General features: G+C 67.0%; 24 protein-coding genes. 22 read left to right on the forward strand and 2 right to left on the reverse strand.

Going from position 1 to position 24,639, the window contains the following annotated elements:
- Positions 1–21: 21 nt before the first annotated feature.
- The 7 genes from recR (at position 22) to HWX62_RS13620 (ending at position 6,567) form a co-directional block, all read left to right on the forward strand.
- Positions 22–618 (forward strand): recombination mediator RecR, encoded by a 597-nt coding sequence (gene recR, locus HWX62_RS13590; protein ID WP_006478665.1) that lies wholly within the window; start codon positions 22–24, stop codon positions 616–618.
- Positions 619–666: 48 nt separating this feature from the next.
- Positions 667–1,872 carry a CaiB/BaiF CoA-transferase family protein gene (locus HWX62_RS13595; RefSeq protein WP_175929046.1) on the forward strand — a complete coding sequence of 402 codons (1,206 nt, stop codon included), beginning with the start codon at positions 667–669 and terminating at the stop codon, positions 1,870–1,872.
- Positions 1,873–2,100: 228 nt separating this feature from the next.
- Positions 2,101–2,862: a 5'/3'-nucleotidase SurE gene (gene surE, locus HWX62_RS13600; protein ID WP_175929047.1), complete on the forward strand. Its 762-nt coding sequence runs from the start codon at positions 2,101–2,103 to the stop codon at positions 2,860–2,862.
- Positions 2,859–3,791: a protein-L-isoaspartate(D-aspartate) O-methyltransferase gene (locus tag HWX62_RS13605; protein ID WP_175929048.1), complete on the forward strand. Its 933-nt coding sequence runs from the start codon at positions 2,859–2,861 to the stop codon at positions 3,789–3,791. The genes surE and HWX62_RS13605 overlap by 4 nt, the downstream gene beginning before the upstream one ends.
- 5 nt (positions 3,792–3,796) lie before the next feature.
- On the forward strand, positions 3,797–4,687 hold the full coding sequence (locus HWX62_RS13610; RefSeq protein WP_175929049.1) for a peptidoglycan DD-metalloendopeptidase family protein: 891 nt from the start codon (positions 3,797–3,799) through the stop codon (positions 4,685–4,687).
- An 11-nt stretch (positions 4,688–4,698) separates the two neighbouring features.
- The gene (gene rpoS / locus HWX62_RS13615) at positions 4,699–5,787 is read left to right on the forward strand and encodes an RNA polymerase sigma factor RpoS (RefSeq protein WP_175929050.1); all 1,089 of its coding nucleotides are present in this window, start codon (positions 4,699–4,701) and stop codon (positions 5,785–5,787) included.
- A gap of 3 nt (positions 5,788–5,790) precedes the next feature.
- A complete protein-coding gene (locus tag HWX62_RS13620) occupies positions 5,791–6,567 on the forward strand; it encodes a 3'-5' exonuclease (protein ID WP_175929051.1) in 777 nt (258 codons plus the stop codon).
- Between the two features lie 30 nt (positions 6,568–6,597).
- Here the strand turns inward: HWX62_RS13620 and HWX62_RS13625 are convergent, their stop codons facing one another.
- On the reverse strand, positions 6,598–7,452 hold the full coding sequence (locus tag HWX62_RS13625; RefSeq protein ID WP_175929052.1) for an endonuclease/exonuclease/phosphatase family protein: 855 nt from the start codon (positions 7,450–7,452) through the stop codon (positions 6,598–6,600).
- A gap of 322 nt (positions 7,453–7,774) precedes the next feature.
- Between HWX62_RS13625 and rlmD the strand changes: the two genes are divergently transcribed.
- A complete protein-coding gene (gene rlmD / locus HWX62_RS13630) occupies positions 7,775–9,079 on the forward strand; it encodes a 23S rRNA (uracil(1939)-C(5))-methyltransferase RlmD (RefSeq protein ID WP_347879937.1) in 1,305 nt (434 codons plus the stop codon).
- Positions 9,080–9,142: 63 nt separating this feature from the next.
- On the opposite strand, the gene HWX62_RS13635 is transcribed toward rlmD, so the two are convergent.
- Complete coding sequence (locus tag HWX62_RS13635; protein ID WP_175929054.1) at positions 9,143–9,841, reverse strand: Bax inhibitor-1/YccA family protein; 699 nt, start codon at positions 9,839–9,841, stop codon at positions 9,143–9,145.
- A 249-nt stretch (positions 9,842–10,090) separates the two neighbouring features.
- Here HWX62_RS13635 and ndk point away from each other — a divergent pair, with 249 nt between their 5' ends.
- The 14 genes from ndk to HWX62_RS13705 all read left to right on the forward strand — a co-directional run bounded on the left by ndk (position 10,091) and on the right by HWX62_RS13705 (position 24,563).
- On the forward strand, positions 10,091–10,516 hold the full coding sequence (gene ndk / locus HWX62_RS13640) for a nucleoside-diphosphate kinase (protein ID WP_040144283.1): 426 nt from the start codon (positions 10,091–10,093) through the stop codon (positions 10,514–10,516).
- A gap of 55 nt (positions 10,517–10,571) precedes the next feature.
- Positions 10,572–11,711, forward strand: a complete 1,140-nt coding sequence (gene rlmN / locus HWX62_RS13645; protein ID WP_175929055.1) for a 23S rRNA (adenine(2503)-C(2))-methyltransferase RlmN — start codon at positions 10,572–10,574, stop codon at positions 11,709–11,711.
- Between the two features lie 164 nt (positions 11,712–11,875).
- Positions 11,876–12,892: a helix-turn-helix domain-containing protein gene (locus HWX62_RS13650; RefSeq protein ID WP_175929056.1), complete on the forward strand. Its 1,017-nt coding sequence runs from the start codon at positions 11,876–11,878 to the stop codon at positions 12,890–12,892.
- Between the two features lie 112 nt (positions 12,893–13,004).
- On the forward strand, positions 13,005–14,309 hold the full coding sequence (gene ispG / locus HWX62_RS13655) for a flavodoxin-dependent (E)-4-hydroxy-3-methylbut-2-enyl-diphosphate synthase (protein WP_175929057.1): 1,305 nt from the start codon (positions 13,005–13,007) through the stop codon (positions 14,307–14,309).
- A gap of 20 nt (positions 14,310–14,329) precedes the next feature.
- Positions 14,330–15,670 carry a histidine--tRNA ligase gene (gene hisS / locus HWX62_RS13660; RefSeq protein ID WP_175929058.1) on the forward strand — a complete coding sequence of 447 codons (1,341 nt, stop codon included), beginning with the start codon at positions 14,330–14,332 and terminating at the stop codon, positions 15,668–15,670.
- Positions 15,671–15,725: 55 nt separating this feature from the next.
- On the forward strand, positions 15,726–16,355 hold the full coding sequence (locus HWX62_RS13665; protein ID WP_006478678.1) for a tetratricopeptide repeat protein: 630 nt from the start codon (positions 15,726–15,728) through the stop codon (positions 16,353–16,355).
- A 41-nt stretch (positions 16,356–16,396) separates the two neighbouring features.
- Positions 16,397–17,542: an outer membrane protein assembly factor BamB gene (bamB, locus tag HWX62_RS13670; protein ID WP_175929059.1), complete on the forward strand. Its 1,146-nt coding sequence runs from the start codon at positions 16,397–16,399 to the stop codon at positions 17,540–17,542.
- 249 nt (positions 17,543–17,791) lie between these two features.
- Positions 17,792–19,129, forward strand: a complete 1,338-nt coding sequence (gene der / locus HWX62_RS13675; RefSeq protein ID WP_175929060.1) for a ribosome biogenesis GTPase Der — start codon at positions 17,792–17,794, stop codon at positions 19,127–19,129.
- Positions 19,130–19,270: 141 nt separating this feature from the next.
- Positions 19,271–19,510: an RNA chaperone Hfq gene (gene hfq, locus HWX62_RS13680; protein ID WP_006399927.1), complete on the forward strand. Its 240-nt coding sequence runs from the start codon at positions 19,271–19,273 to the stop codon at positions 19,508–19,510.
- 72 nt (positions 19,511–19,582) lie between these two features.
- A complete protein-coding gene (gene hflX / locus HWX62_RS13685; RefSeq protein ID WP_175929285.1) occupies positions 19,583–20,755 on the forward strand; it encodes a GTPase HflX in 1,173 nt (390 codons plus the stop codon).
- Between the two features lie 47 nt (positions 20,756–20,802).
- Positions 20,803–22,158 (forward strand): FtsH protease activity modulator HflK, encoded by a 1,356-nt coding sequence (gene hflK / locus HWX62_RS13690; protein WP_175929061.1) that lies wholly within the window; start codon positions 20,803–20,805, stop codon positions 22,156–22,158.
- A 15-nt stretch (positions 22,159–22,173) separates the two neighbouring features.
- Positions 22,174–23,073 carry a protease modulator HflC gene (gene hflC, locus HWX62_RS13695; protein ID WP_175929062.1) on the forward strand — a complete coding sequence of 300 codons (900 nt, stop codon included), beginning with the start codon at positions 22,174–22,176 and terminating at the stop codon, positions 23,071–23,073.
- A gap of 36 nt (positions 23,074–23,109) precedes the next feature.
- On the forward strand, positions 23,110–23,301 hold the full coding sequence (locus HWX62_RS13700; protein WP_006478685.1) for a DUF2065 domain-containing protein: 192 nt from the start codon (positions 23,110–23,112) through the stop codon (positions 23,299–23,301).
- A gap of 113 nt (positions 23,302–23,414) precedes the next feature.
- Entirely contained in the window at positions 23,415–24,563 is a 1,149-nt protein-coding gene (locus HWX62_RS13705) for an ATP phosphoribosyltransferase regulatory subunit (RefSeq protein WP_175929063.1), read from the forward strand.
- Positions 24,564–24,639 lie beyond the last annotated feature (76 nt).

A 24,639-nucleotide genomic window follows, 5' to 3' on the forward strand; every position in this document is an offset into this window, starting at 1 on the left:
CTTGCCACTCTTTGCCGCCGTATGAAACAGCCGTCCGCCTTGTCCGCTCTCGTCGAAGCGTTGCGCGTGCTGCCCGGTGTCGGGCCGAAATCCGCGCAGCGCATGGCGGTTCACCTGATGCAGCACGACCGCGAGGGCGCGGAGCGGCTCGGCCGGTCGCTGCTGTTCGCGACCGAGCACCTGCAGCACTGCGAGAAGTGCAACACGTTCACCGAAGCGCAGATCTGCGAGGTCTGCAGCGACGAGGAGCGTGATCCGACGCTGCTGTGCGTCGTCGAAACGCCCGCCGACCAGATCATGCTCGAGCAGACGATGACCTACCGCGGGCTGTATTTCGTGCTGATGGGGCGACTGAGCCCGCTCGACGGGATCGGCCCGAAGGAAATTCATTTCGACCGCCTCGTGCGGCGCGCGTCCGACGGCGTCGTCAAGGAAGTCGTGCTCGCGACCAACTTCACGAACGAAGGCGAAGCCACCGCCCACTACCTCGGCCAGACGCTCAAGGCGCGCGGGCTGGCGGTCACGCGCCTCGCGCGCGGCGTGCCGGTGGGCGGCGAGCTCGAGTACGTCGACGCGGGCACCATCGCCCGCGCGATGCTCGATCGCCGCACGATGTAAGCCGGGCGTCGCCTGCCGGCGGCGCCGTTCCTCATGCCAGGGAGACACATGAGCACCAGCCAGGGCCCGCTCGCGGGCGTCAAAGTGCTCGAATTCGGAACGCTGATCGCGGGGCCGTTCGCGTCGCGGCTGTTCGCCGAATTCGGCGCGGAAGTGATCAAGATCGAGGATCCGAACGGCGGCGACCCGCTGCGCAAGTGGCGCAAGCTCTACCCGGAGCAGGGCGGCACGTCGCTGTGGTGGTCGGTGCAGGCGCGCAACAAGAAATCGGTCACGCTGAACCTGAAAGCCGACGCCGGCAAGGCGATCGCGCGGCAGCTCGCGAGCCAGGCCGACATCGTGATCGAGAACTTCCGTCCGGGCCTGCTCGAAAAGCTCGGCCTCGGCTACGACGTGCTGTCGGCCGACAATCCGGGCCTCGTGATGGTGCGCCTGTCCGGCTACGGGCAGACCGGCCCGTACCGCGACCGGCCCGGCTTCGGCGCGATCGCCGAATCGATGGGCGGGCTGCGCCACATCACCGGCTATCCGGATCTGCCGCCGCCGCGCATCGGCATCTCGATCGGCGATTCGATCGCCGCGCTGCATGGCGTGATCGGCGCGCTGATGGCGCTCCATCACCGCAAGGTCAACGGCGGCGCGGGGCAGGTGGTCGACGTTGCACTGTATGAAGCCGTCTTCAACATGATGGAAAGCGTGGTGCCCGAGTACGGCGTGTACGGGATGGTGCGCGAGCGCACCGGCGCGTCGCTGCCAGGCATCGTGCCGTCGAATACGTATGCGTGCCGCGACGGCAGTATCGTGATCGGCGGCAACAGCGATCCGATCTTCAAGCGGCTGATGAAGGCGATCGAGCGCGACGACCTCGCCGACGATCCCGCACTCGCACAAAACGACGGGCGCGTGCCGCGCACGCAGGAAATCGACGACGCGATCGCCGCGTGGCTCGCGCCGCGCACGATCGACGAGGCGCTTGCCGTGCTCAATGCGGCCGACGTGCCGGCCGGGCGCATCTACAGCGCGGCCGACATGTTCACCGATCCGCAGTTCGTCGCGCGCCAGATGATCCAGCGTTTCAAGCTGGCCGACGGCACCGACATTCCGCTGCCGAACATCACGCCGAAGCTGTCGGACACGCCGGGCGAAACACGCTGGCTCGGGCCCGAACTCGGCGAGCACACCGACGAGGTGCTGCGCGGCCTCGGCTATGACGCGCAGGCGATTGCCGCGCTGCGCGAGGCGGGCGCGATCTGAGTGTCCGCCGGGCCCGGCGCTTCGCGCCGAGCGTCGACGGAGGGATCCGCGGAGGCGCTTGTCGCCGCAGGGAAAACCCGGCTGCCCGGTGTTTTCCCCGGCGCGCGGAGTGCCGCCGCGTGATGCCGTGGCGCATCGTGCGTCCATGCGCGCCCATGCGTATACCCACCCGTCCGCGGCCGCCGGACTGTCGCTCTCGCGCCATCTTTCCTCGGTTACAATCGCCGGATGCGAATCCTACTCAGCAACGACGACGGCTATCTCGCCCCCGGTCTCGCCGCGCTCAGCGAAGCGCTGCAGCCGCTGGCCGAGCTTACGGTGATCGCGCCCGAGCAGAACTGCAGCGGCGCGTCGAATTCCCTCACGTTGTCGCGGCCGCTGTCGGTGCAGCGCGCAGCGGGTACGGGTTTCTTCTACGTGAACGGCACACCGACCGATTCGGTGCACGTCGCGCTGACGGGGATGGCCGACGAGCGGCCGGACATCGTCGTGTCCGGCATCAACAACGGCCAGAACATGGGCGAAGACACGCTCTATTCGGGGACAGTTGCGGCCGCCACCGAAGGCATCATGTTCGGTGTGCCGGCCATCGCGTTCTCGCTGGTCGACAAGGGCTGGGCCCATCTGGCCGACGCCGCGCGCGTCGCCGCGGAAATCGTCGCGCACTACCTCGCGCATCCGCTGCCCGGCCAGCCGTTGCTGAACGTCAATATTCCGAACCTGCCGTACGACGAGCTGAAGGGCTGGAAGGTCACGCGCCTCGGCAAGCGTCATCCGTCGCAGCCGGTGATTCGGCAGACCGATCCGCGCGGCGAGCCGATCTACTGGATCGGTGCCGCGGGCGCGGCGCTGGATGCCAGCGAGGGCACCGATTTCCACGCCGTCGCGAACGGTTTCGTGTCGATCACGCCGCTGCAGCTCGATCTCACGCATACGCAGATGCTGCCCGCGACGCGCGAATGGGCGCGCGCCGGAGGGCGTGCTTCATGAGCGGCGAGCGCGCGAAGCGGTTCCCGCTCGCGCTCGAAGATCTCAAGCGAGCGCCACGCAAATCGGAAGGCCGGGCCGGCGAACGCCAGGCGGCGGGCGCGGTGTCGAAAGGCGCCGACAAACCCGCAGCCGTGCTGAAACCGGTTGCGGCGAAGCCGGCCGCCGTGCGGGCGCCGCTGCCGGGTGTCGCCGCCGCGAAGCCGGCGACCGCACCGAAGCCCACCGCGCTGAAGCCCGCGCTGCCGAAGCCGGCTGCGCCGAGTATCGCGCCGGCCGGCACGTTCGCCCTCACGTCGGAACGTGTGCGCGAGCGGATGGTCGAACGCCTGCGCGCGAACGGCGTGACCGATGCGCGCGTGCTGGACGCGATGGCCGCGGTGCCGCGCCACCTGTTCGTGGATCCGGGGCTCGCGACGCAGGCCTACGAGGATTCGGCATTGCCGATCGGCCATCAGCAGACCATTTCAAAGCCGTCGGTCGTCGCGCGCATGATCGAGCTCGCGATGGCCGGCCGCACGCTCGAGCGCGTGCTCGAGATCGGCACGGGCTGCGGCTATCAGGCCGCCGTGCTGAGCCACGTGGCACGCGACGTGTATTCGATTGAACGCATCAAGCCGCTTTACGAGCGCGCGAAGCTGAACCTGCGGCCGCTGCGCGTGCCGAACATCCGTCTGCACTACGGCGACGGGCGTGTCGGCCTGCCGTCCGCGGCCCCGTTCGACGCGATCGTGATCGCGGCGGCGGGGCTCGACGTGCCGCAGGCGCTGCTCGAGCAGCTCGCGATCGGCGGACGGCTCGTCGCGCCGGTCGGCGCGCAGAGCGGGCAGCACCAGGTGCTCACGCTCGTCGAGCGCGTCGCGCACGCGCAGTGGCGAGCGTCCCGGCTTGATCGCGTTTTCTTTGTCCCTTTAAAATCCGGAGTGATTTGAAACCGATGAGTATGTTGCGCGCGATGCAAAACAACCGATTCAGGGAACCGCTCACGCTCGCCCAGCGCGCGATCTGTGTGGCTGCTTTCTCCACGCTACTGGCCGCCTGTGCGACGCGGCTCGACAACGCGCCCGTCGTCGATCGCTCCGGGTCGCTCGGCACGACCGCCGCCGCGCAGCCTGCGGTGCCGCTCGGCCCGCCGCCGCCGGGCTTCTATCGTGTGAAGCCCGGTGACACGCTGTACCGGATTGCGCTCGAGAACGGGCAGAACTATCGCGATATCGCGTCGTGGAACAATCTGGCGAACCCGAACCAGATCGAAGTCGACCAGCTGCTGCGCGTGGCGCCACCGGGCGGCGCCGCGGTGGCGGGTGCGCCGGCCACCGCACCGATCGCCGGCGGCGCGGTCGCGACCGCGCCGCTGAGCAGCGGTCCGGCCACGCCGGCCGCGGGTACGTCGTCGGCACTCGCCGCCACGCCGCCGGCTGCGGCAACCGGATCGAGCGATACGGCCGCGGCCCCGAGCGGCCCCGTGACGTTCGCGTGGCCCGCGCGCGGCCCCGTGCTGAACGGGTTCGACGATGCGAAGAACAAGGGCGTCAATATCGGCGGGACGGCCGGCGAGGCCGTGAAGGCGGCGGCAGACGGCCGCGTCGTTTACTCCGGCAACGGTCTGCGGGGTTACGGCAACCTCATTATCATCAAACACGATGCGACTTACCTCACGGCGTATGCACACAATCGCGCTTTGATGGTAAAAGAGGGGGACGCGGTAACGAAGGGGCAGAAGATCGCCGAGATGGGTAACAGCGATGCCGACCGCGTGATGCTGCATTTCGAGGTTCGCCGGCAGGGTAAGCCTGTCGATCCGCTGAAGTATTTGCCGCCTCAATAACCGAGACGACCATGCCGAAATCGAAGCGCCACGAGCCGCAAGCCGAGTCTGAGAACATCAGTCGTGCCACGCAAGCATCGGTGGGGCGAGTAGGTGCTTCGATGGACGACGAAGACGACGTCGCGGAAAACGAACGCGATCTCGAGGCACGCGACGCCGACGCGGAAGGGGGCGACGACGAGCGCGAAGGCCGCCAGGAAGCCGTGCCCGACGTCGACGATTTCCGCACGCTGCTGCAGGCCGAGCTCACGGCCGACACGATCCAGCACTACCTGAACCGCATCAGCGTGAAGCCGCTGCTGACCGTCGAGGAAGAGCAGCGCTATTCGCGCCTGGCAAAGGCCGGCGAATTCGAGGCGCGGCAGGTGATGATCGAGCGCAACCTGCGTCTCGTCGTGAGTATCGCGAAGGGGTACCTGAACCGCGGCGTGCCGCTGCTCGACCTGATCGAGGAAGGCAACCTCGGCCTGATGCACGCGATCGAGAAATTCGACCCGACGCGCGGTTTTCGTTTCTCGACCTATGCAACGTGGTGGATCCGGCAGAGCATCGAGCGGGCGATCATGAACCAGGCCCGCACGGTGCGCCTGCCCGTGCACGTGATCCGCGAACTGAACCAGGTGCTGCGCGCGAAACGCCACCTCGAAAAGAATTCGATGTCGACGGGCGAGGCGGCCGAGCGCCGCGAAGCCAGCATCGACGACATCGCCTACCTCACCGGCAAGACCGCCGAGGAAGTCACCGATATCCTCGCGCTCAACGAACATACGGCGTCGCTCGACGCGCCGCTCGATCTCGATCCCGCGAGCAGCCTGCTCGACCTGCTGCCCGACGACCAGAGCCAGTCGCCCGACGCCGAGGTGCAGCACCGCGAGCTCGAAACGCTGACGCGCGCGTGGCTGTCGCGGCTGTCCGACAAGCATCGGCACGTGATCGAGCGCCGCTTCGGCCTGAACCACATCGAACCGGCGACGCTCGAGGAGCTTGCCGACGAGATGGGGCTCACGCGCGAGCGCGTGCGGCAGATCCAGCAGGAAGCGCTGGTGCGCCTCAAGCGGTTCTTCGCCTCCAACGGCGTGCGCAAGGACGCCGTTCTGTAACTGATGACACCGATTCTCGTTTTTGACATCGAGACGATTCCCGATGTCGACGGCATTCGCCGTCTGGAAGACCTGCCCGCGACGCTCGACGATGCCGCGGTGGCCGAACATGCGTTTGCCGCACGCCGCGAGAAGACCGGTAGCGATTTCCTGCCGCACCATCTGCAGCGGATCGCGGCGATCTCGTGCGTGTTCCGCGACAACAACGGTTTTCGCGTGCGCTCGCTCGGCACGCCGCAGGACAACGAAGCGACGCTGATCCAGTCGTTCTACCGCGTGATCGAGAAATACACGCCGCAGCTCGTGTCGTGGAACGGCGGCGGCTTCGATCTGCCGGTGCTGCATTACCGCGCGCTCGTGCACGGCATTCCCGCCACCCGCTACTGGGATCTCGGCGAGGACGACCGCGAATTCAAGTGGAACAACTACATCTCGCGCTATCACTCGCGGCATACCGACCTGATGGATGTGCTCGCGATGTATCAAGCACGGGCCAACGCGCCGCTCGACGCGCTCGCGAAGCTGTGCGGCTTTCCGGGCAAGCTCGGGATGGACGGCAGCCAGGTGTGGCCGGCGTTCCAGGACGGGCGCATCGACGAAATCCGCAACTATTGCGAAACCGACGTCGTCAACACGTATCTGCTGTATTGCCGGTTTCAGCTGATGCGCGGCGGGCTGACGCCGAGCGAATACGCGGACGAGATCCTGCTCGTGAAGAACGCGCTTGCGCTGGAGCCGGCGCCGCACTGGGCCGAGTACCTGGCCGGCTTCGCCGCATAGCGACGGCGGCCTGCGCGACGACCGGCGCGATCACGCGAGGTCGAGCAGCACCGGCTGGTGATCGGACGCACGTACGTCGCCGTCGATCTCGCAGCGGGCTACGCGCGGCAGCAGCGTGTCGGTCACGAATACGAAATCGCATGCGAGCGGGCCCTCCGACCATTGCACCGTATCGTAGACGCCGGCCGTCGGCGGCGGCGTAAGGCCAGGATGCCGTGCGACCCACGCATCGACGAAACTCGGCGCGTCGGCCATCGGCTCCAGGAAACGCCGGTATGCATCGCTGCCGAATGCGCTGTTGAAATCGCCGCAGACGATCGCATCGCGCGGCTGTCCGGTCGCGCTGAACGGCCCGTCGGCGGTTTCGGCGGGAGCCGGGTGTACCGCGTGCGCACAGGCCTGGCGGTGCCGGTCGCGTAGCGCGTCGACCTGCGCAAGCCGCTGGCGCGCCGAGTAATACTCCAGATGCGTGGTGACCACGCGCAGCGCCCCGAACGGCGCCTGCAACTCGACATCGAGCGCGACGCGCGGCATCGACGGCGTGCCGGCGTCCGCCGGCCACGGCAGAGATTGGCGCAGCACGCGCCCGAGCGGCAGCCGCGTCGCGATCGCGTTGCCGAACTGGCGGCGCGGTGCGCCCGGCCGGACGGCCGGCAGGTCCGCGCCGATGGCGTCGACGATCGTATAGCCGGGCAGCAGCGCCGCCAGTTCGGCGAACTGATCGGGCCCCGGCCGGCCGGGCAGGGCGTCGAAGCCGCGCGTGACCTCCTGGAGGCACAGCACGTCGAAATCGCCGAGCTGGCGGATGGCCGCGACGGTGCGGGGAAGATCGACGACGCCGTCCGCGTCCCGACCCCATTGGATGTTCCAGTCGATCAATCGCATGGTCGAATCTCCTGTCGGGCGGAAGGGGATAGTGAGCCTTGGACATTGTCCGCCGAGTTCCGTGGCCCGGCCGGTGGCAGGCAGATCCCGAAGCCGCATTGCGTGGCGGTCCGGGCCCGGCGCAGCACGATTTGTGCCCAAGGGCCGACGCCGGCCTCATGCAAAGCACGCGGCGGGGGCCTTCGTCGTCTACAATCTCGCCTTCTTCAACGTTTGTCAGGAAAAGCTGGTGTCCGAAGCCGTCCCCACTTCTGCGCGCAAATCGAAAAACGCGCCCGTCGCGCCCGGGCCCGCCCCGGTTCTCGAGATCGAATCGCTCGACATGGAAGCGCGCGGTGTCGGCCGCACGATGACCGAGGACGGCGGGCCGGGCAAGGTGATCTTCGTCGAAGGCGCACTGCCGGGCGAGCGCGTGACCTATTCGAGCTATCGCCGCAAGCCGAGCTACGAGCAGGCGACGGTCGTCGACATTCTGCGTCCGAGCGTGATGCGCACGCAGCCGAAATGCACATTCTTCGGTACCTGCGGCGGCTGCTCGATGCAGCATCTCGACATGCGCGCGCAGGTGGCGGTCAAGCAGCGCGTGCTCGAGGACAACCTGTGGCACCTGGCGAAGCTGCGCGCCGAAACGATGTTCGCGCCGATCCACGGACCGTCGTGGGGCTATCGCTACCGTGCGCGCCTGACCGTGCGCAACGTGGCGAAGAAGGGTGGCGTGCTGGTCGGGTTCCACGAGAAGAAGAGCAGCTATGTCGCCGACATGACGAGCTGCGAAGTGCTGCCGCCGCACGTGTCGGCGATGCTCGTGCCGCTGCGCCGGCTCGTCGAAGGACTGTCGATTCGCGACCGGATGCCGCAGATCGAACTGGCGGTCGGCTCGACGGTCACGGCGCTCGTGCTGCGCGTGCTGGAGCCGATCAACGCGGCCGACGAAGCGCTGCTGCGTGCGTTCGCGGACGAGCACAAGGTGCAGTTCTGGCTGCAGCCGAAGGGCCCCGATACGGTGACGCCGTTCTATCCGCTCGACGTGTCGCTCGACTACACGCTGCCGGAATTCGGCATCCGCATGCCGTTCAAGCCGACCGACTTCACGCAGGTCAACCACCAGATCAACCGCGTGCTGGTGGGCCGCGCGCTGCGCCTGCTCGCGCCGTCGCGCGACGACCGCGTGCTCGACCTGTTCTGCGGGATCGGCAACTTCACGCTGCCGCTCGCGCGGCTGTCGCGCGAAGTGATGGGCATCGAGGGCAGCGACACGCTGACCACGCGTGCGCTGGCGAACGCACGCGAGAACGGGGTCGACGGCCACACGACGTTCGCGTGCCGGAACCTGTTCGAAGTGACGGGCGACGACCTGCGCGCGCTCGGCGCATTCGACAAGTTCCTGATCGACCCGCCGCGCGAAGGCGCGCTCGCGGTGTCGAAGGCGCTGGCCGAGATCGCGCAGAGCGGCGAGGGCCCGCTGCCGAAGCGCATCGTCTACGTGTCGTGCAACCCGTCGACGCTCGCGCGCGACGCGGGCCTGCTCGTGCACGAGGCCGGCTACCGGCTGAAGGGCGCCGGGGTCGTGAACATGTTCCCGAATACGTCGCACGTCGAATCGATCGCGCTGTTCGAGCGCGACTGAGCCGGGCGGCGGACGTAAAAAAACCGGCCCGCGGGCCGGTTTTTTCGTGGTGCGCAGCGAACGTCAGTTGCGGTTGCCGCCGAAGATGCCGAGCAGCGCGAGCAGGTTCGTGAACACGTTGTACAGATCGAGGTAGATCGAGAGCGTGGCCGAGATGTAGTTCGTCTCGCCGCCGTTCACGACGCGCTGGACGTCGAACAGCATGTAGGCCGAGAAGATCGCGATCGCGAGCACCGACACGGTGAGCATCAGCGCCGGCAGTTGCAGGAAGATGTTCGCGACCGACGCGAGCAGGATCACGATCACGCCCATGAACAGCCACTTGCCGAGCCCCGAGAAATCGCGCTTGCTGACGGTGGCGATCGTCGCCATCGCGGCGAAGATGATGCCGGTGCCGCCGAACGCGAGCATGATCAGCGACGGGCCGTTCGAGAAGCCGAGGATGAAGCTCAGCAGCCGCGACAGCATCAGGCCCATGAAGAACGTGAAGCCGAGCAGCACGAACACGCCGGCCGCGCTGTTTTTCGTGCGCTCGATCGCGAACATGAAGCCGAACGCGATCGCGAAGAACGCGAGCAGGCTCATCATCGGGCTCGTGGCCGCGAACAGCGAGAAGCCCGTCGCGACGCCGACCCAGGCGCCCAGCACAGTCGGCACCATCGACAGCGCGAGCAGCCAGTACGTGTTGCGCAGCACGCGGTTGCGAACCTCGACGGTGCTGACGGAACCGCCGCGGCCGAAATTGTACGGATAGTCGTTCATGGTTTCTCCTAACATTGAACGCGTGGGCGTCCGGGGCCGGTTCGGCGCACGCGATGTGCGGCGCAGCAAACCGGGGCAGCTATGGCTAAGATACGTTCCGTGCCGCGAGGTTTCAATGGGCCGGCGGCACAAAACATATGGATTCTGAACCTTTCATTCGTGTAAGGGTTCAATCGCAATGATACACGGGATCGTGCTACAATAGCGGATTCATTTGAACCTGTAACTTCTTAATTTCTTGGAGTTTTTATGGCAATCGAGCGCACCCTGTCGATCATCAAGCCGGATGCGGTGGCAAAGAACGTGATCGGCCAGATCTACAGCCGTTTCGAAGGCGCCGGCCTGAAGATCGTCGCAGCGCGCATGGCACACCTGTCGCGTGCTGACGCAGAGAAGTTCTACGCAGTTCACGCGGCACGTCCGTTCTTCAAGGACCTCGTCGATTTCATGATCTCGGGCCCGGTGATGATCCAGGTTCTGGAAGGTGAAGGCGCGATCCTGAAGAACCGCGACCTGATGGGCGCGACGGATCCGAAGAAGGCGGAAAAGGGCACGATCCGCGCCGACTTCGCCGACAGCATCGACGCGAACGCCGTGCACGGCTCGGACGCTGCCGAAACGGCCGCGGTCGAAATCGCATTCTTCTTCCCGGAAATGAACGTTTACTCGCGTTAAGCCCTGGCTGACAGCAAGTAGGCAGGATCCAGCGCACGCGGCAAGGCAGCACATCATGACGAGCGAAACTTCCGTCAATCTTCTCGACTTCGACGCCGAGGGTCTTGTCGCGTACTGCGGCAGCCTGGGCGAGAAGCCGTTCCGCGCCAAGCAGTTGCAGCGCTGGATCCACCAGTACAACGCCGGCGATTTCGACGGCATGACCGATCTCGCGAAGTCCCTGAGGGAAAAACTCAAGGGCCGCGCATCGATCGTGATGCCGGAGATCGTCAGCGATCACGTTTCCACCGACGGCACGCGCAAGTGGCTGATCGACGTCGGAAACGGCAATGCGGTCGAAACCGTGTTCATCCCGGAAGAGACGCGCGGCACGCTGTGCGTGTCGTCGCAGGCCGGGTGCGCGGTGAACTGCCGCTTCTGTTCGACGGGCAAGCAGGGCTTCTCCCGCAACCTGTCGACAGCCGAAATCATCGGCCAGCTGCGGATGGCCGAATTTGCATTGCGCGCGTCGCTGGGCCGCGCGCCCGGCCCGAACGGCAAGGCCGAACGGGTCGTCACCAACGTGGTGATGATGGGCATGGGCGAGCCGCTCCTGAATTACAGCGCGGTCGTGCCCGCGATGCGGCTGATGCTCGACGACAACGCGTACGGCCTGTCGCGCCGTCGCGTCACGCTCTCGACGTCCGGGGTGGTGCCGATGATGGACCGTCTCGGCGCCGAGCTGCCGGTCGCACTGGCCGTTTCGCTGCATGCGCCGAACGATGCGCTGCGCGACGAGCTGGTGCCGCTCAACAAGAAGTATCCGCTTCGCGAGCTGATGGCTGCGTGCCAGCGCTATCTGAAGGTCGCGCCGCGCGACTTCATCACTTTCGAATACTGCATGCTCGACGGCGTCAACGACACCGAAGCGCATGCGCACGAACTGCTGGCCGTCACGCGCGACGTGCCGTGCAAGTTCAACCTGATCCCGTTCAATCCGTTTCCGGAATCGGGCCTCATCCGCTCGAAGCCGGAGCAGATCAAGCGCTTTGCGCAGGTCCTCATCGACGCGGGTGTCGTCACGACCGTGCGCAAGACGCGCGGCGACGACATCGACGCCGCATGCGGGCAACTGGCCGGCGCGGTGAAGGATCGCACGCGCCTCGCGGAACGAACGGGCGCAGCAGGAAAAATCATCGAAGTTCGGGCAGTTTGACGGGGGCACCTGGCCGGGGGTGCCCGAACCCTTTGGCGGTGCAACACGCGAATAGCGATCGGTCGCGGCGCCTCGGCGCCGCGCATGGTATGGACAGTTGCGGGTGCCGGCCGGCGGGAGCCGGCGGCAGCCGCCAGTGAAGAAGAATCGACGCGAGGACAAGGATGAGTGAGCCGCAGCCGTCTAACGGCGCAGAGACGAATGCCGCACAGCCGGCACCGGCGGGACTGGAATCGCTGGCGGCGGTCGGCAGCCGGCTGGCGCAGCTTCGCGAGACGAAGGGCTGGTCGGTCGACGACGTGTCGGCGCGCCTCAAGGTCGCGCCGCAAAAGCTCCGGGCGCTCGAGGCCGGCGACATCAGCCATTTGCCCGGCGTGACGTTCGCGCTCGGTGTCGTGCGCAGCTACGCGAAGATGCTCGGCGTCGATCCGGAACCGTTCGCGCAGGCGCTGCGCCGCGAGCGCGGGGTGCCGGAAGTCGACCTGTCGATGCCTGCTTCGTCGGGGACGGATCTGCCGCGCGGCCGCGTGTCGATTCCGCTCGGCGGCTCGTCGCGCCACCATCCGTGGCTGTGGGGAACGGGGGCCGTCATCGTCGCGGTGATCGCCGTGCTGATGTGGCACACTGGCGGCGATTCGTCGAGCCTGCTCGCGCGCTTCAAGGGCGGCGACGCCGAACATGCGTCGGCGGCGAGCGCGGCGGCGGCATCGTCGCCTGCTGAAGAGGCGGCGACGAACGGCGCGTCGGCCACGGTCGCGAACGAGGTCTCGGCCCCGGCTGCTGCATCGGCTGCCCCGGCGCAGGCGATCGCGTCGGCTGTCCCGGCGCCTGCGGCCCCGGTCGCGACGGCGGTTGCGTCGCAGCCCGCGGCGACGACGGCGGCGGCGAGCACGGCTGCCCCGGCCCAGCCGGCGAGCGTCGTGGTGGCGGCAGGTCAGTCGATGATCGAACTGAAGGTCAAGCAGGATTGCTGGTTCAGCGTGCGCGACAAGAGCGGCAAGGAGCTGTTCTCGGCGCTGGTGCGTGCCGGCGAAACGAAGCAGGTTGCCGGCGACGGGCCGTTCAAGGTCACGATCGGCAACAAGGCCGGCCTCGACACGGTGGCGTTCGACGGAAAACCGGTCGATCCGGCAAAATATTCGGCAGCGCGGGGTAACGTGGCGCGGTTCACGTTGCCCTGACGTCAAGCGCCGTGGCGAAGGCCTGCCGCCGATGTCGGCAGGCCGTGAGGGCACGGCGCTTTTTCAATTCATGCGCCGCGTCGCGGCGCATTCCGCGTAAATGGATCTATCGATGCAATCCGAAGCTCAATCCCCACGCAGCAGTCAGATTTGTTCAACCGAGCCGGTGTTCGGCGGGCATCAGCCGCGCCGCGTATCGCATGCGGTGGATGTCCGCTGGGGCGGGCAGCTCGTGACGATCGGCGGCGACGCGCCGGTGCGCGTGCAGTCGATGACGAATACCGATACGGCCGACGCGATCGGCACGGCGATCCAGATCAAGGAACTCGCGAATGCGGGCTCCGAACTGGTGCGCATCACGGTCAACACGCCCGAAGCCGCGGCCGCCGTGCCGGCGATTCGCGAGCAGCTCGACCGGATGGGCGTGACCGTGCCGCTCGTCGGCGATTTCCACTACAACGGTCACCTGCTGCTGCGCGACTACCCGGGCTGCGCGGAGGCGCTGTCGAAGTACCGGATCAACCCCGGTAACGTCGGTCAGGGCGCGAAGCGCGATACGCAGTTCGCGCAGATGATCGAGGCCGCGGTGAAGTACGACAAGCCGGTGCGGATCGGCGTGAACTGGGGCAGCCTCGACCAGGACCTGCTCGCGCGGATGATGGACGAGAACGCCGCGCGTGCGCAGCCGTGGGACGCGCAGAGCGTGATGTACGAGGCGCTGATCCAGTCGGCGATCGGCTCGGCCGAACGCGCGGTCGAGCTCGGCCTGGGTCGCGACCGCATCGTGCTGTCGTGCAAGGTCAGCGGCGTGCAGGATCTGATCGCCGTGTACCGCGAACTCGGCCGACGCTGCGGCTTCGCGCTGCACCTCGGGCTGACCGAGGCCGGCATGGGCTCGAAGGGCATCGTCGCGTCGACGGCGGCGCTCGGCGTGCTGCTGCAAGAGGGGATCGGCGACACGATCCGCATCTCGCTCACGCCGGAACCGGGTGCGCCGCGCACCGGCGAAGTGATCGTCGGCCAGGAAATCCTGCAGACGATGGGCCTGCGCTCGTTCGCGCCGATGGTGATCGCGTGCCCGGGCTGCGGCCGCACGACGAGCACGCTGTTCCAGGAGCTCGCGATGCAGATCCAGACCTACCTGCGCGAGCAGATGCCGGTCTGGCGCAAGGAATATCCGGGCGTCGAGAAGATGAACGTCGCGGTGATGGGCTGCATCGTCAACGGCCCGGGCGAATCGAAGCACGCGAACATCGGCATCAGCCTGCCGGGTTCGGGCGAAAACCCGGCCGCGCCCGTCTTCATCGACGGCGAGAAGGTCAAGACGCTGCGCGGCGAGCGGATCGCCGAGGAATTCCAGCAGATCGTCAGCGACTACGTCGCACGCAATTACGGCCGCACCGAGGCCCTGAACTAATTCGTCCACACACACGAACGATGACTGAACAGAAACGCAAGATCGAGAAGCTCACCGGCGTCAAGGGCATGAACGACATCCTTCCGCAGGATGCCGGCCTGTGGGAGTTCTTCGAAGCTACCGTGAAATCGCTGCTGCGCGCGTACGGCTACCAGAACATCCGCACGCCGATCGTCGAACATACGCAGCTCTTCACGCGCGGCATCGGCGAAGTCACCGACATCGTCGAGAAGGAGATGTACAGCTTCACCGACGCGCTGAACGGCGAGAACCTGACGATGCGCCCGGAAAACACCGCGGCCGTCGTGCGCGCGGCGATCGAGCACAACATGCTGTACGACGGGCCGAAGCGCCTGTGGTACATCGGCCCGATGTTCCGTCACGAGCGTCCGCAGCGCGGCCGTTATCGCCAGTTCCACCAGGTCGGCGTCGAGGCGCTCGGCTTCGCGGGCCCGGATGCGGATGCCGAGATCATCATGATGTGCCAGCGCCTGTGGGACGATCTCGGCCTGACCGGCATCAAGCTCGAGATCAACTCGCTCGGCCTCGCCGAAGAGCGCGCCGCGCATCGCGTCGAACTGATCAAGTACCTCGAGCAGTTTGCCGACGTGCTCGACGAGGACGCGAAGCGTCGCCTGTATACGAATCCGCTGCGCGTGCTCGACACGAAGAATCCCGCGCTGCAGGACATCGCGCAGAACGCGCCGAAGCTGATCGACTTCCTCGGCGACGAATCGCGTGCGCACTTCGAAGGGCTGCAGCGCCTGCTGCTCGCGAACAACATTCCGTTCAAGATCAATCCGCGTCTCGTGCGCGGCCTCGACTACTACAACCTGACCGTGTTCGAGTGGGTGACCGACAAGCTCGGCGCGCAGGGCACGGTCGCGGCCGGCGGCCGCTACGATCCGCTGATCGAGCAGCTCGGCGGCAAGCCGACCGCCGCGTGCGGCTGGGCGATGGGCATCGAGCGCATTCTCGAGCTGCTGAAGGAAGAGGATCTCGCGCCCGAGCAGGAAGGTGTCGACGTGTACGTGGTGCACCAGGGCGAAACCGCGCGCGAACAGGCGTTCATCGCGGCCGAGCGTCTGCGCGATACGGGCCTCGACGTGATCTTCCACTGCAGCGCCGACGGCGCGCCGGCGAGCTTCAAGTCGCAGATGAAGCGGGCCGATGCGAGCGGCGCCGCGTTCGCGGTGATCTTCGGCGAAGAAGAGGTCGCGAACGGCACGGTGGGTGTGAAAGCGTTGCGCGGCGCGGGTGCGGAAGGGGAAAAGAACGTTCAGCAGACCGTACCGGTCGAAAGCTTGACCGAATTCCTAATCAATGCGATGGTTGCATCCGCCGAAGACGGCGACGACTGATCGCGCTGGCATCCGCTCGACAAGAAAAGCCTGAACAGGAAGGAATCGCTCGCCGATGAGTTATCACGACGAACAAGAATCGATTGAAAGTCTCAAGGCGTGGTGGGCCCGCTGGGGCAACCTCACCACGTGGATCGTGCTCGCGGCGCTCGTCGTCGCGGCCGGTTTCAACGGCTGGAACTACTGGCAGCGCCGTCAGGCCGCCGAGGCGTCCGGGCTGTACGAGCAGGTCCAGAAAGCTGCCGCCGCGAACGACAAGGCGACGATGGCCCGCGCGGCTGCCGACATGGAAGACAAGTTCGGCAGCACGCCGTATGCGCAGATGACGGCGCTCGCGGCCGCGAAGACGCTCTATGCGGCCGGCGATGCGGCAGGCGCGAAGGCGCAGCTGCAATGGGCCGTCGATCACGCCAAGGACGACGAGTACAAGCAGATCGCGAAGCTGCGCCTCGCGTCGCTGCTGCTCGACGAGAAGGCGTACGATGCGGGCCTCGCGCTGCTCTCGGGTACGCCGGTCGATGCATTCAAGGGCCTCGTGGCCGATCGTCGCGGCGATCTGCTTGCCGCGCAAGGCAAGACCGACGATGCGCGCGCGGCTTACAAGCTTGCGCTCGACGGCCTGTCGAAGGACGACCAGTCCGCGCGCCAGCTCGTGCAGTTCAAGCTGGACGCGCTCGGCGGCTGAATTCCGGCCCCCTCAACCTCTTAACTCTGCTTCGCTAACCGATGAATTTGCTGAAACGTTACGCTGTGCCCGTTGCCTGCGCGGCGGCTGTCCTCGCTCTGGCGGCGTGCTCGTCGTCGAAGGACGCGCGACGCGTGCCGACGCCGCTCACCGAGTTCAAGCCCGTCATGGACGTGCAACAGGTCTGGAAGGCGAGCGTCGGCAAGGGCGGGCGCTATCTGTTCTCGCCGGTGGCCGTGGGCGACGCCGTCTATGCGGCGGGCGAAAACGGTTCGGTCGAGAAGATCGACGCGAAGACGGGCCAGACGCTGTGGCGCTCGAAGGTCGGCTCTGACCTGTCGGCCGGTGTCGGCAGCGACGGCAACCTGACGGCGGTCGGCGCGTTGAAGGGCGGCGTGTTCGTGCTGGGCCCGGACGGCAAGCAACTGTGGAAGACCAGCGTGCAGGGCGAGATCTTCTCGCCGCCGCTCGTCGGCAACGGCCTCGTGATCGTCCGCACGATCGACGGCCAGGTGATCGCGTTCAACGCACAGACGGGCGAGCAGAAGTGGAACTACCGCAACCGCGCGGTGCCGCTGAATCTGCGCGTGTCGGCCGGCATGACGTTCGCGGGCGACGCGGCCGTGCTCGCGGGCTTCCCGGGCGGCGGCCTCGTCGCGATCAACCTGCAGACGGGCGAGCCCTTCTGGCAGACCCCGGTGTCGTTCCCGAAGGGCGTGACCGAGGTCGAGCGCATCAACGACGTGAGCGGCCCGCCGACGCTCGTCGGCGCGCAAACCTGCGCGGTGACGTTCCAGGGTCAGCTCGGCTGCTTCGATGCGAACTCGGGCCGTCCGCTGTGGGAAAAGCCGTTCTCGAGCCGCAGCGGCGTCGCGCAGGACGATGCGGTGGTCGCCGGCGGCGACGACTGGTCGGTCGTCACCGCGTACGATGCGGCCACGGGCAATCAGCTCTGGCGCAACGACAAGCTGAAGAGCCGGGACGTCGGCGTGCCGTATCTGCTCGGGCATGCGGTCGTGATGGGCGATTACAAGGGCTTCGTGCACTTCCTGTCGCGCGAGGACGGCAGCTTCATCGCGCGGATGAAGACCGACGGCAGCGCGATCACGGCGGCGCCGGTCCTCGCGGGCAATACGCTCGTCGTGCAGACGAAGGACGGCGGCCTGTACGGGTTCCGCCCGCGCTGACGCGCGGCAAACAGGTGCGGCCGTGGCGCGGCGGGCGGGTCCCGCGCGCCGCGGCCGCGCGACTTGAAGGCGGCCGGCGTTCCCGGCCGCTCGGTATTTGAAAGGCAGTTCGAGACGAAAGACGACGGCGCGCAGGACGCGCGTCGGGCGCGCGCATCCGGCGCGGCGCGAATTCGTGATATTTTCATTCAGCGCAGCCGCCCGCAGCAGCGGGCCTCCCGCTGCTGCGCTTCACCGTAGAAAACACAGATGAAACCGGTCATTGCCCTCGTTGGGCGCCCCAATGTGGGGAAATCCACGCTGTTCAACCGGCTCACGCGCTCGCGCGATGCGCTGGTCGCCGACTTGCCGGGCCTGACGCGCGATCGCCATTACGGCGAAGGGCGCGTCGGCGAGCGGCCGTACCTGGTCGTCGATACGGGCGGCTTCGAACCCGTCGCGAAGGACGGCATCCTGCACGAAATGGCGCGCCAGACGCGGCAGGCCGTCGAGGAAGCCGATATCGTCGTGTTCATCGTCGACGGCCGCAACGGGCTCGCGCCGCAGGACAAGTCGATCGCCGACTACCTGCGCAAGACCGGCCGGCCGATCTTCCTCGTCGTCAACAAGGCCGAGGGGATGAAGTACACGTCGGTCGCGTCCGAGTTCTACGAGCTGGGGCTCGGCGATCCGCGCGCGATCTCGGCCGCGCACGGCGACGGCGTGACCGACATGATCAACGAGGCGCTCGCGGTGGCCTATGCGGACCGGCCGGAGGAAGAGGACGAGAACGACCCGTCGCGCGGCATCAAGATCGCGATCGTCGGCCGTCCCAACGTCGGCAAGTCGACGCTCGTCAACGCGCTGATCGGCGAAGACCGCGTGATCGCGTTCGACATGCCGGGCACGACGCGCGATTCGATCTACGTCGACTTCGAGCGTAACGGCAAGAAATACACGCTGATCGATACGGCCGGCCTGCGCCGCCGCGGCAAGGTGTTCGAGGCGATCGAGAAGTTCTCGGTCGTGAAGACGCTGCAGTCGATCTCCGACGCGAACGTCGTCATTCTTCTGCTGGATGCACAGCAGGACATTTCCGACCAGGACGCGCACATCGCCGGCTTCGTCGTCGAGCAGGGCCGCGCGCTCGTGATCGGCGTCAACAAGTGGGACGGCCTCGACGACCACGCGCGCGATCGCGCGAAAGCGGATTTGACCCGCAAGCTGAAATTCCTCGACTTCGCGAAATCGCACTTCATTTCGGCCGCGAAGAAGACGGGTATCGGCGCGCTGATGCGCTCGGTCGACGATGCCTACGCGGCGGCGATGTCGAAGCTGCCGACGCCGAAGCTCACGCGCGCGCTGATCGAGGCCGTCGAATTCCAGCAGCCGCGCCGTCGCGGCCCGGTGCGTCCGAAATTGCGCTACGCGCACCAGGGTGGCCAGAATCCGCCGATCATCGTGATCCACGGCAACGCGCTCGACGCGGTGACGGAAACCTACAAGCGCTACCTGGAAAACCGGTTCCGCGAAACTTTCTCGCTGACCGGGACTCCATTGCGCATAGAGTTCCGCTCGTCGAACAACCCGTACGCGGACAAGGGCTGAAGCACGTCCCGCAACGGCTAGGCCGCAAGGCCTATGCCCGGGCGGGGCAGGCAAAATCGGCTATAGTGTAGCGATTGGCGGCGGATCTCTTTTTCTTCGTCGCCAATCCAGATCAACCTGCAAAAAAAGATGGAGTACGCCATGAGCAACAAAGGGCAATTGTTACAAGACCCGTTTTTGAACGCACTGCGCAAAGAGCACGTTCCCGTTTCGATTTACCTCGTCAACGGCATCAAGCTTCAAGGGAACATTGAATCGTTCGACCAGTACGTCGTGTTGCTCCGTAATACGGTGACCCAGATGGTTTACAAGCACGCCATCTCGACGGTCGTGCCGGCGCGCCCGGTGAATTTCCACCCGGACGCGGAAGCTTCGTCCTAACCCATCGCAGCGGCCGGCATCCGGTCGCCGCGAGCGACCGATGCCAGCCGCCTTATCTTGACACCCGATAATTTGATCAACGCAGCGCTCGTCGGCATCGATTTCGGCAAGACCGATTTCGAGGCCAGTCTCGAAGAACTCAGTCTTCTCGCCTCCAGCGCGGGGGCCCGTCCCGCCGTCACCCTCACGGGGCGTCGCGCCAGTCCCGATGCCAAGATGTTCATCGGCAGCGGCAAAGCCGATGAACTGCGGCTTGCCTGCGACGCGCACAACGTCGAAATCGTCATCTTCAACCACGCATTGGCGCCGGCCCAGCAACGCAATCTGGAGCAGGCGCTTAACAGGCGCGTGGTCGATCGCACGAGCCTCATTCTCGACATCTTCGCGCAGCGTGCCCGCAGCCATGAAGGCAAGCTGCAGGTCGAGCTCGCGCAGCTTCAATACCTGTCGACCCGGCTCATTCGCGCGTGGACCCACCTCGAGCGGCAAAAGGGCGGTATCGGCCTGCGCGGCCCCGGCGAAACCCAGCTCGAAACCGACCGCCGGCTGATCGGCGAGCGCATCAAGATGCTGAAATCGCGTCTCGACCGGCTGCGCCGCCAGCACAGCACGCAGCGCCGGCAGCGCGCGCGCAGCGGCACGATGTCGGTGTCGCTCGTCGGCTATACGAACGCGGGCAAGTCGACGCTGTTCAATGCGCTGACGAAAGCGCAGGCGTACGCGGCCGACCAGCTGTTCGCGACGCTCGATACGACGTCGCGGCGCGTGTACCTCGGCGACGAGGTCGGCCAGATCGTCGTGTCCGATACGGTCGGGTTCATCCGCGAGCTGCCCCACCAGCTCGTCGCGGCGTTTCGCGCGACGCTCGAGGAAACGATCCATGCGGATCTGCTGCTGCATGTGGTCGATGCGTCGAGCGCGGTCCGGCTCGAGCAGATCGAGCAGGTCAACGGCGTGCTGCACGAGATCGGCGCGGACACGATCCGGCAGGTGCTGGTGTTCAACAAGATCGACGCCGTGCCCGAGCTGGCGGCCCGCGGCGACGCGGTCGAGCGGGACGAGTATGGTAATATTTCGCGCGTCTTTTTGAGCGCGCGCACCGGTCAGGGTCTCGATACGTTGCGTGCCGCCATCGCCGAAATCGCCTCCGCGGAACACCTTTCCAGCGCGACGTTGTCCGACGCGCTCGATGGCACGTCCGCTGAACCGCACGAAGACCACACGATTTCCGAACACGGGCGCTAACCGGTCCCGGCCGGTTCGCCGGCGTCCAATCTGGTGAACAAACTCTGGTGAACGAATACAACGAGCGGAGTACCTGGCGGCGGATGCGCGCCTTGCTGTCGATCAACGATCCCCGCTGGGGGCGTGGTGAGGGCAAGGGCAACGACGGATCCCGTCCGCGTGCGAACGAATCGAAGCGTCCGCCAGGCGGCGACGGCGACGGTCCGCCCGATCTCGACGAGATGTGGCGCAACTTCAACCGGCGCTTGAGCGGCCTGTTCGGCGGCAAGGGCGGTAACGGCTTCCGTCCGGACAATGGCCGGGCCGCGCGGGTCGGCGTCGGCATCGTGATCGGCGTGCTGGTCGCGGTTTATGCCGGTAGCGGGCTGTTCGTGGTGCAGGAAGGCCAGACGGGCGTCGTGCTGCAGCTCGGCAAGCTGTCGGGCACGGTCGGCCAGGGCGTGCACTGGCGTGCGCCGTATCCGTTCGCGTCGCACGAGATCGTCGACACGTCGCAGGTCCGCTCGATCGAGATCGGCCGCAATAACGTCGTGCGCCTCGCCAACGTGAAGGAAGCCGCGATGCTGACGCGCGATGCCGACATCGTCGACGTCCGCTTCATCGTTCAGTACCGGATCCGTTCCGCCACCGATTACCTGTTCCGCAGCGTCGATCCCGAACGCAGCGTGTCCCAGGCCGCGCAGGCCGCGGTGCGCGCGATCGTCGGCACGCGCAGTGCGGCCGACATGCTGAACCAGGATCGCGATGCGCTGCGCGAGCAGCTGTCCGCCGCGATCCAGCGCGACCTCGATCGCTACCAGTCGGGGCTCGAGGTGACGGCCGTCACGATGCAGAGCGTCGCGGCACCCGACCAGACCCAGGCCGCGTACGCCGAAGTCGCGAAGGCGCGCGACGAACGCGAGGCCGCGAAGCGCGCCGCGCAGGCTTACGCGAGCGACCTGCTGCCGAAGGCGCAGGGCGACGCGGCGAAGCTCGTCGACGAAGCGAAGGCGTATGCCGACCGCGTGGTCACGCAAGCCGAAGGCGACGCGGACCGCTTCAAGCAGGTCTACGCGCAGTACGCGAAGGCACCTGCGGTCATCCGCGAGCGGATGTACCTCGAGACGATGCAGGAAATCTATTCGAACGCGACGAAGGTGTTCGTCGGCAACAAGGGCGGCAACAGCGTCGTGTACTTGCCGCTCGACAAGCTCGTCGAGCAGGGGCGGCAAAACGCCGCTGCGTCGACCGGCGCGTCCGCCGCCGATGCGGCGTCGGCCCCGGCGGCAGCTGCAGCCACCGCGCCGTCGGCAGCCGCTGCCGCGCCGGCGAGCGCCGCGCCGGCCGCCGCCGCGTCGGGTGCGGACGTGCTGCGATCGCGCGAAGCGTTTCGCAGCCGCTCGCGTGAAGACGATACGAAGTAACGGGGAACGCAGAACATGAACCGAATCATTGCGCTCGTCGTCGCAATCGTGATCGTCGCCTTCGCGGCATCGTCGACGGTCCTCACCGTCGATCCGCGCCATGCGGCCGTGCTGTCGGGCCGCGACGGCACGCAGCCGGAGCTCGCGGGCCCCGGCGTCCATTTCAAGCTGCCGCCGCCGCTGCAGACGGCCACGCTGATCGATACGCGCCTGCAGTCGCTGGAGTCGGCCGACCCGCTGCAGCTGGCAACCGAAGACAAGCACGACCTGCTCGTCGCGTACGCGGTGAAGTACCGGATCAGCGATCCGATGAAATATTTCACGGCGACGGGCGGCGACCCGTCGGCAGCGGCCGAACGGCTGTCCGGCGAGCTGAAGGGTGCGCTCGGCGACGCGTTCGGCAAGCGCGCGCTCGACGACGCCCTCGGCGGCCAGCGCGTGATCGCCGATGCGGCGCGCGACGCGGCGAAGGCGCAGGCGTCCGGTTTCGGCGTCGACGTGGTCGACGTCCAGCTCACGCGTGTCGACCTGCCGGCCGCGCAGACGGACGCCGTCTATCAGCGGATGATCGGTGCGTTGCGCGATCAGGCGGCCCAGGCGCGTGCGCAAGGCGCGGCCGATGTCGAGCAGATCAAGGCCGACGCGGAGCGCGAGCAGCAGGCGGTGCTCGCGAACGCGTACAAGTCGGCACAGACGATCAAGGGCGAGGGCGATGCGAAGGCCGCGACGATCGCCGCCGATGCGTTCGGCCGCGATCCGCAGTTCTATCAGTTCTACGCGAGCCTGCAGGCCTACCGGAATACGTTCAAGCGCAACGACATCATCGTCGTCGATCCCGACAGCGAGTTCTTCCGCTTCATGCGCAGCCCGACGGGCGGCGCCGCACCGGCGGCGCCTGCTCCCCGCAAACATTGACCTTGGGGCGCCGCGTCGAGCGGCGCCGTCGCTCGCATGGACCTGGCTGGCTCGTTGTTGCTCGCAGTAGCGCTGATGCTGATCATCGAGGGGGCGTTCCCCTTCGTGTTTCCCGTCGCCTGGCGCGACACGTTTCGTAGAATAGCCGAGCGGCCGCCGCATCATATCCGGATCGGCGGGCTGATCGTGATGGTGCTCGGGCTCGTGCTGCTGCTGCTCGCGACCTGATCGGCGCCCCGATCCGGACGGCGCATCCGCCGTTCGTTCCGCCCGATTTCGAAGTTCCGATTCAACTCGCGGCGCGCGTGTCGCGCGCCGTTTCCCGTCGTAGGACCGTACCGATGTCGACCTGGTTACTTCCCGAGAATATCGCCGACGTGCTGCCGTCGGAAGCGCGCAAGATCGAGGAGCTGCGCCGCAGGCTGCTCGACCGCTTCCGTTCGTACGGCTACGAAATGGTGATGCCGCCGCTGCTCGAGTATCTCGAATCGCTGCTGACGAGCGGCGGCGCCGATCTGCGCCTGCGCACCTTCAAGCTGGTCGACCAGTTGTCGGGCCGCACGCTCGGCCTGCGCGCGGACATCACGCCGCAGGTCGCGCGGATCGACGCGCACCTGCTGAACCGTCAGGGCGTGACGCGCCTCTGCTATGCGGGGCACGTGATGCATACGCGCCCGCGCGGCTTGCACGCGACGCGCGAGCAGATCCAGATCGGCGCCGAAATCTACGGGCACGCCGGGCTGGAAGCCGATCTCGAGATCCAGCAGCTGATGCTCGACGCGCTCCATCTGGCGGGCCTGTCGCGCATCCGCCTCGACCTCGGGCACGCAGGCGTGCTCGCGGCGCTGCTGGCGCGCGACGCGCAGGCCGCCGAGCGCGGCGAGTCGCTGTACGACGCGCTGTCGGGCAAGGACGTGCCGCTGCTGAACGAGCTCACCGACGATCTCGGCGCCGATACGCGTGCCGCGCTGCGCGCGCTGCCGAACCTGTACGGCGACGCGAGCGTGCTCGCCGAGGCGCGCGCGCGCCTGCCGGTGCTGCCCGAAATCACGCAGGCGCTCGACGATCTCGCGCAGCTTGCATCGCAGGCGAAGGGCGCGGAAGTCGCGATCGACCTCGCCGACCTGCGCGGCTACGCGTACCACAGCGGCGCGATGTTCAGCGCCTACATCGACGGCGTGCCGAACGCGATTGCGCGCGGCGGCCGTTACGACCACGTGGGGCAGGCCTATGGCCGGGCCCGTCCGGCAACCGGCTTCTCGCTCGACCTGCGCGAACTCGCACGGATTTCGCCGGTCGAGGCGCGCGGCACGGCGATCCTCGCGCCGTGGGCGCAGGACGACGCACTGGGCGCGGCGGTCGCCGCGCTGCGCGATGCGGGCGAGGTCGTGATCCAGGCGCTGCCGGGCCACGACCACGTGCTCGACGAATTCGCGTGCGATCGCTCGCTCGTCGAGCGCAACGGCGCATGGGTGGTCGAGCCCCGATAAACAGGCGTTCGCGGGCCGTGCTTCGGCGTGCATATCGTTGAAGCGAAACGGAAAAATTCGGAATCGCCCGCGAACA

Origin of the sequence: Burkholderia sp. BCC0506, from assembly GCF_902833145.1 — a bacterium.
GTDB lineage: Bacteria > Pseudomonadota > Gammaproteobacteria > Burkholderiales > Burkholderiaceae > Burkholderia.

What these genes read in the sequence shown, in the direction of transcription:
- rlmN (WP_175929055.1), top strand. Translation starts at nt 10,572, where the DNA reads ATGACGAGCGAAACTTCCGTCAATCTTCTCGACTTCGACGCCGAGGGT.
- HWX62_RS13620 (WP_175929051.1), top strand. Translation starts at nt 5,791, where the DNA reads ATGACACCGATTCTCGTTTTTGACATCGAGACGATTCCCGATGTCGAC.
- HWX62_RS13610 (WP_175929049.1), top strand. Translation starts at nt 3,797, where the DNA reads ATGAGTATGTTGCGCGCGATGCAAAACAACCGATTCAGGGAACCGCTC.
- rpoS (WP_175929050.1), top strand. Translation starts at nt 4,699, where the DNA reads ATGCCGAAATCGAAGCGCCACGAGCCGCAAGCCGAGTCTGAGAACATC.
- hflC (WP_175929062.1), top strand. Translation starts at nt 22,174, where the DNA reads ATGAACCGAATCATTGCGCTCGTCGTCGCAATCGTGATCGTCGCCTTC.
- der (WP_175929060.1), top strand. Translation starts at nt 17,792, where the DNA reads ATGAAACCGGTCATTGCCCTCGTTGGGCGCCCCAATGTGGGGAAATCC.
- HWX62_RS13650 (WP_175929056.1), top strand. Translation starts at nt 11,876, where the DNA reads ATGAGTGAGCCGCAGCCGTCTAACGGCGCAGAGACGAATGCCGCACAG.
- ispG (WP_175929057.1), top strand. Translation starts at nt 13,005, where the DNA reads ATGCAATCCGAAGCTCAATCCCCACGCAGCAGTCAGATTTGTTCAACC.
- HWX62_RS13635 (WP_175929054.1), bottom strand. Translation starts at nt 9,841, where the DNA reads ATGAACGACTATCCGTACAATTTCGGCCGCGGCGGTTCCGTCAGCACC.
- recR (WP_006478665.1), top strand. Translation starts at nt 22, where the DNA reads ATGAAACAGCCGTCCGCCTTGTCCGCTCTCGTCGAAGCGTTGCGCGTG.
- HWX62_RS13705 (WP_175929063.1), top strand. Translation starts at nt 23,415, where the DNA reads ATGTCGACCTGGTTACTTCCCGAGAATATCGCCGACGTGCTGCCGTCG.
- ndk (WP_040144283.1), top strand. Translation starts at nt 10,091, where the DNA reads ATGGCAATCGAGCGCACCCTGTCGATCATCAAGCCGGATGCGGTGGCA.
- rlmD (WP_347879937.1), top strand. Translation starts at nt 7,775, where the DNA reads ATGGAAGCGCGCGGTGTCGGCCGCACGATGACCGAGGACGGCGGGCCG.
- HWX62_RS13605 (WP_175929048.1), top strand. Translation starts at nt 2,859, where the DNA reads ATGAGCGGCGAGCGCGCGAAGCGGTTCCCGCTCGCGCTCGAAGATCTC.
- surE (WP_175929047.1), top strand. Translation starts at nt 2,101, where the DNA reads ATGCGAATCCTACTCAGCAACGACGACGGCTATCTCGCCCCCGGTCTC.
- HWX62_RS13665 (WP_006478678.1), top strand. Translation starts at nt 15,726, where the DNA reads ATGAGTTATCACGACGAACAAGAATCGATTGAAAGTCTCAAGGCGTGG.
- HWX62_RS13700 (WP_006478685.1), top strand. Translation starts at nt 23,110, where the DNA reads ATGGACCTGGCTGGCTCGTTGTTGCTCGCAGTAGCGCTGATGCTGATC.
- HWX62_RS13625 (WP_175929052.1), bottom strand. Translation starts at nt 7,452, where the DNA reads ATGCGATTGATCGACTGGAACATCCAATGGGGTCGGGACGCGGACGGC.
- bamB (WP_175929059.1), top strand. Translation starts at nt 16,397, where the DNA reads ATGAATTTGCTGAAACGTTACGCTGTGCCCGTTGCCTGCGCGGCGGCT.
- HWX62_RS13595 (WP_175929046.1), top strand. Translation starts at nt 667, where the DNA reads ATGAGCACCAGCCAGGGCCCGCTCGCGGGCGTCAAAGTGCTCGAATTC.
- hfq (WP_006399927.1), top strand. Translation starts at nt 19,271, where the DNA reads ATGAGCAACAAAGGGCAATTGTTACAAGACCCGTTTTTGAACGCACTG.
- hisS (WP_175929058.1), top strand. Translation starts at nt 14,330, where the DNA reads ATGACTGAACAGAAACGCAAGATCGAGAAGCTCACCGGCGTCAAGGGC.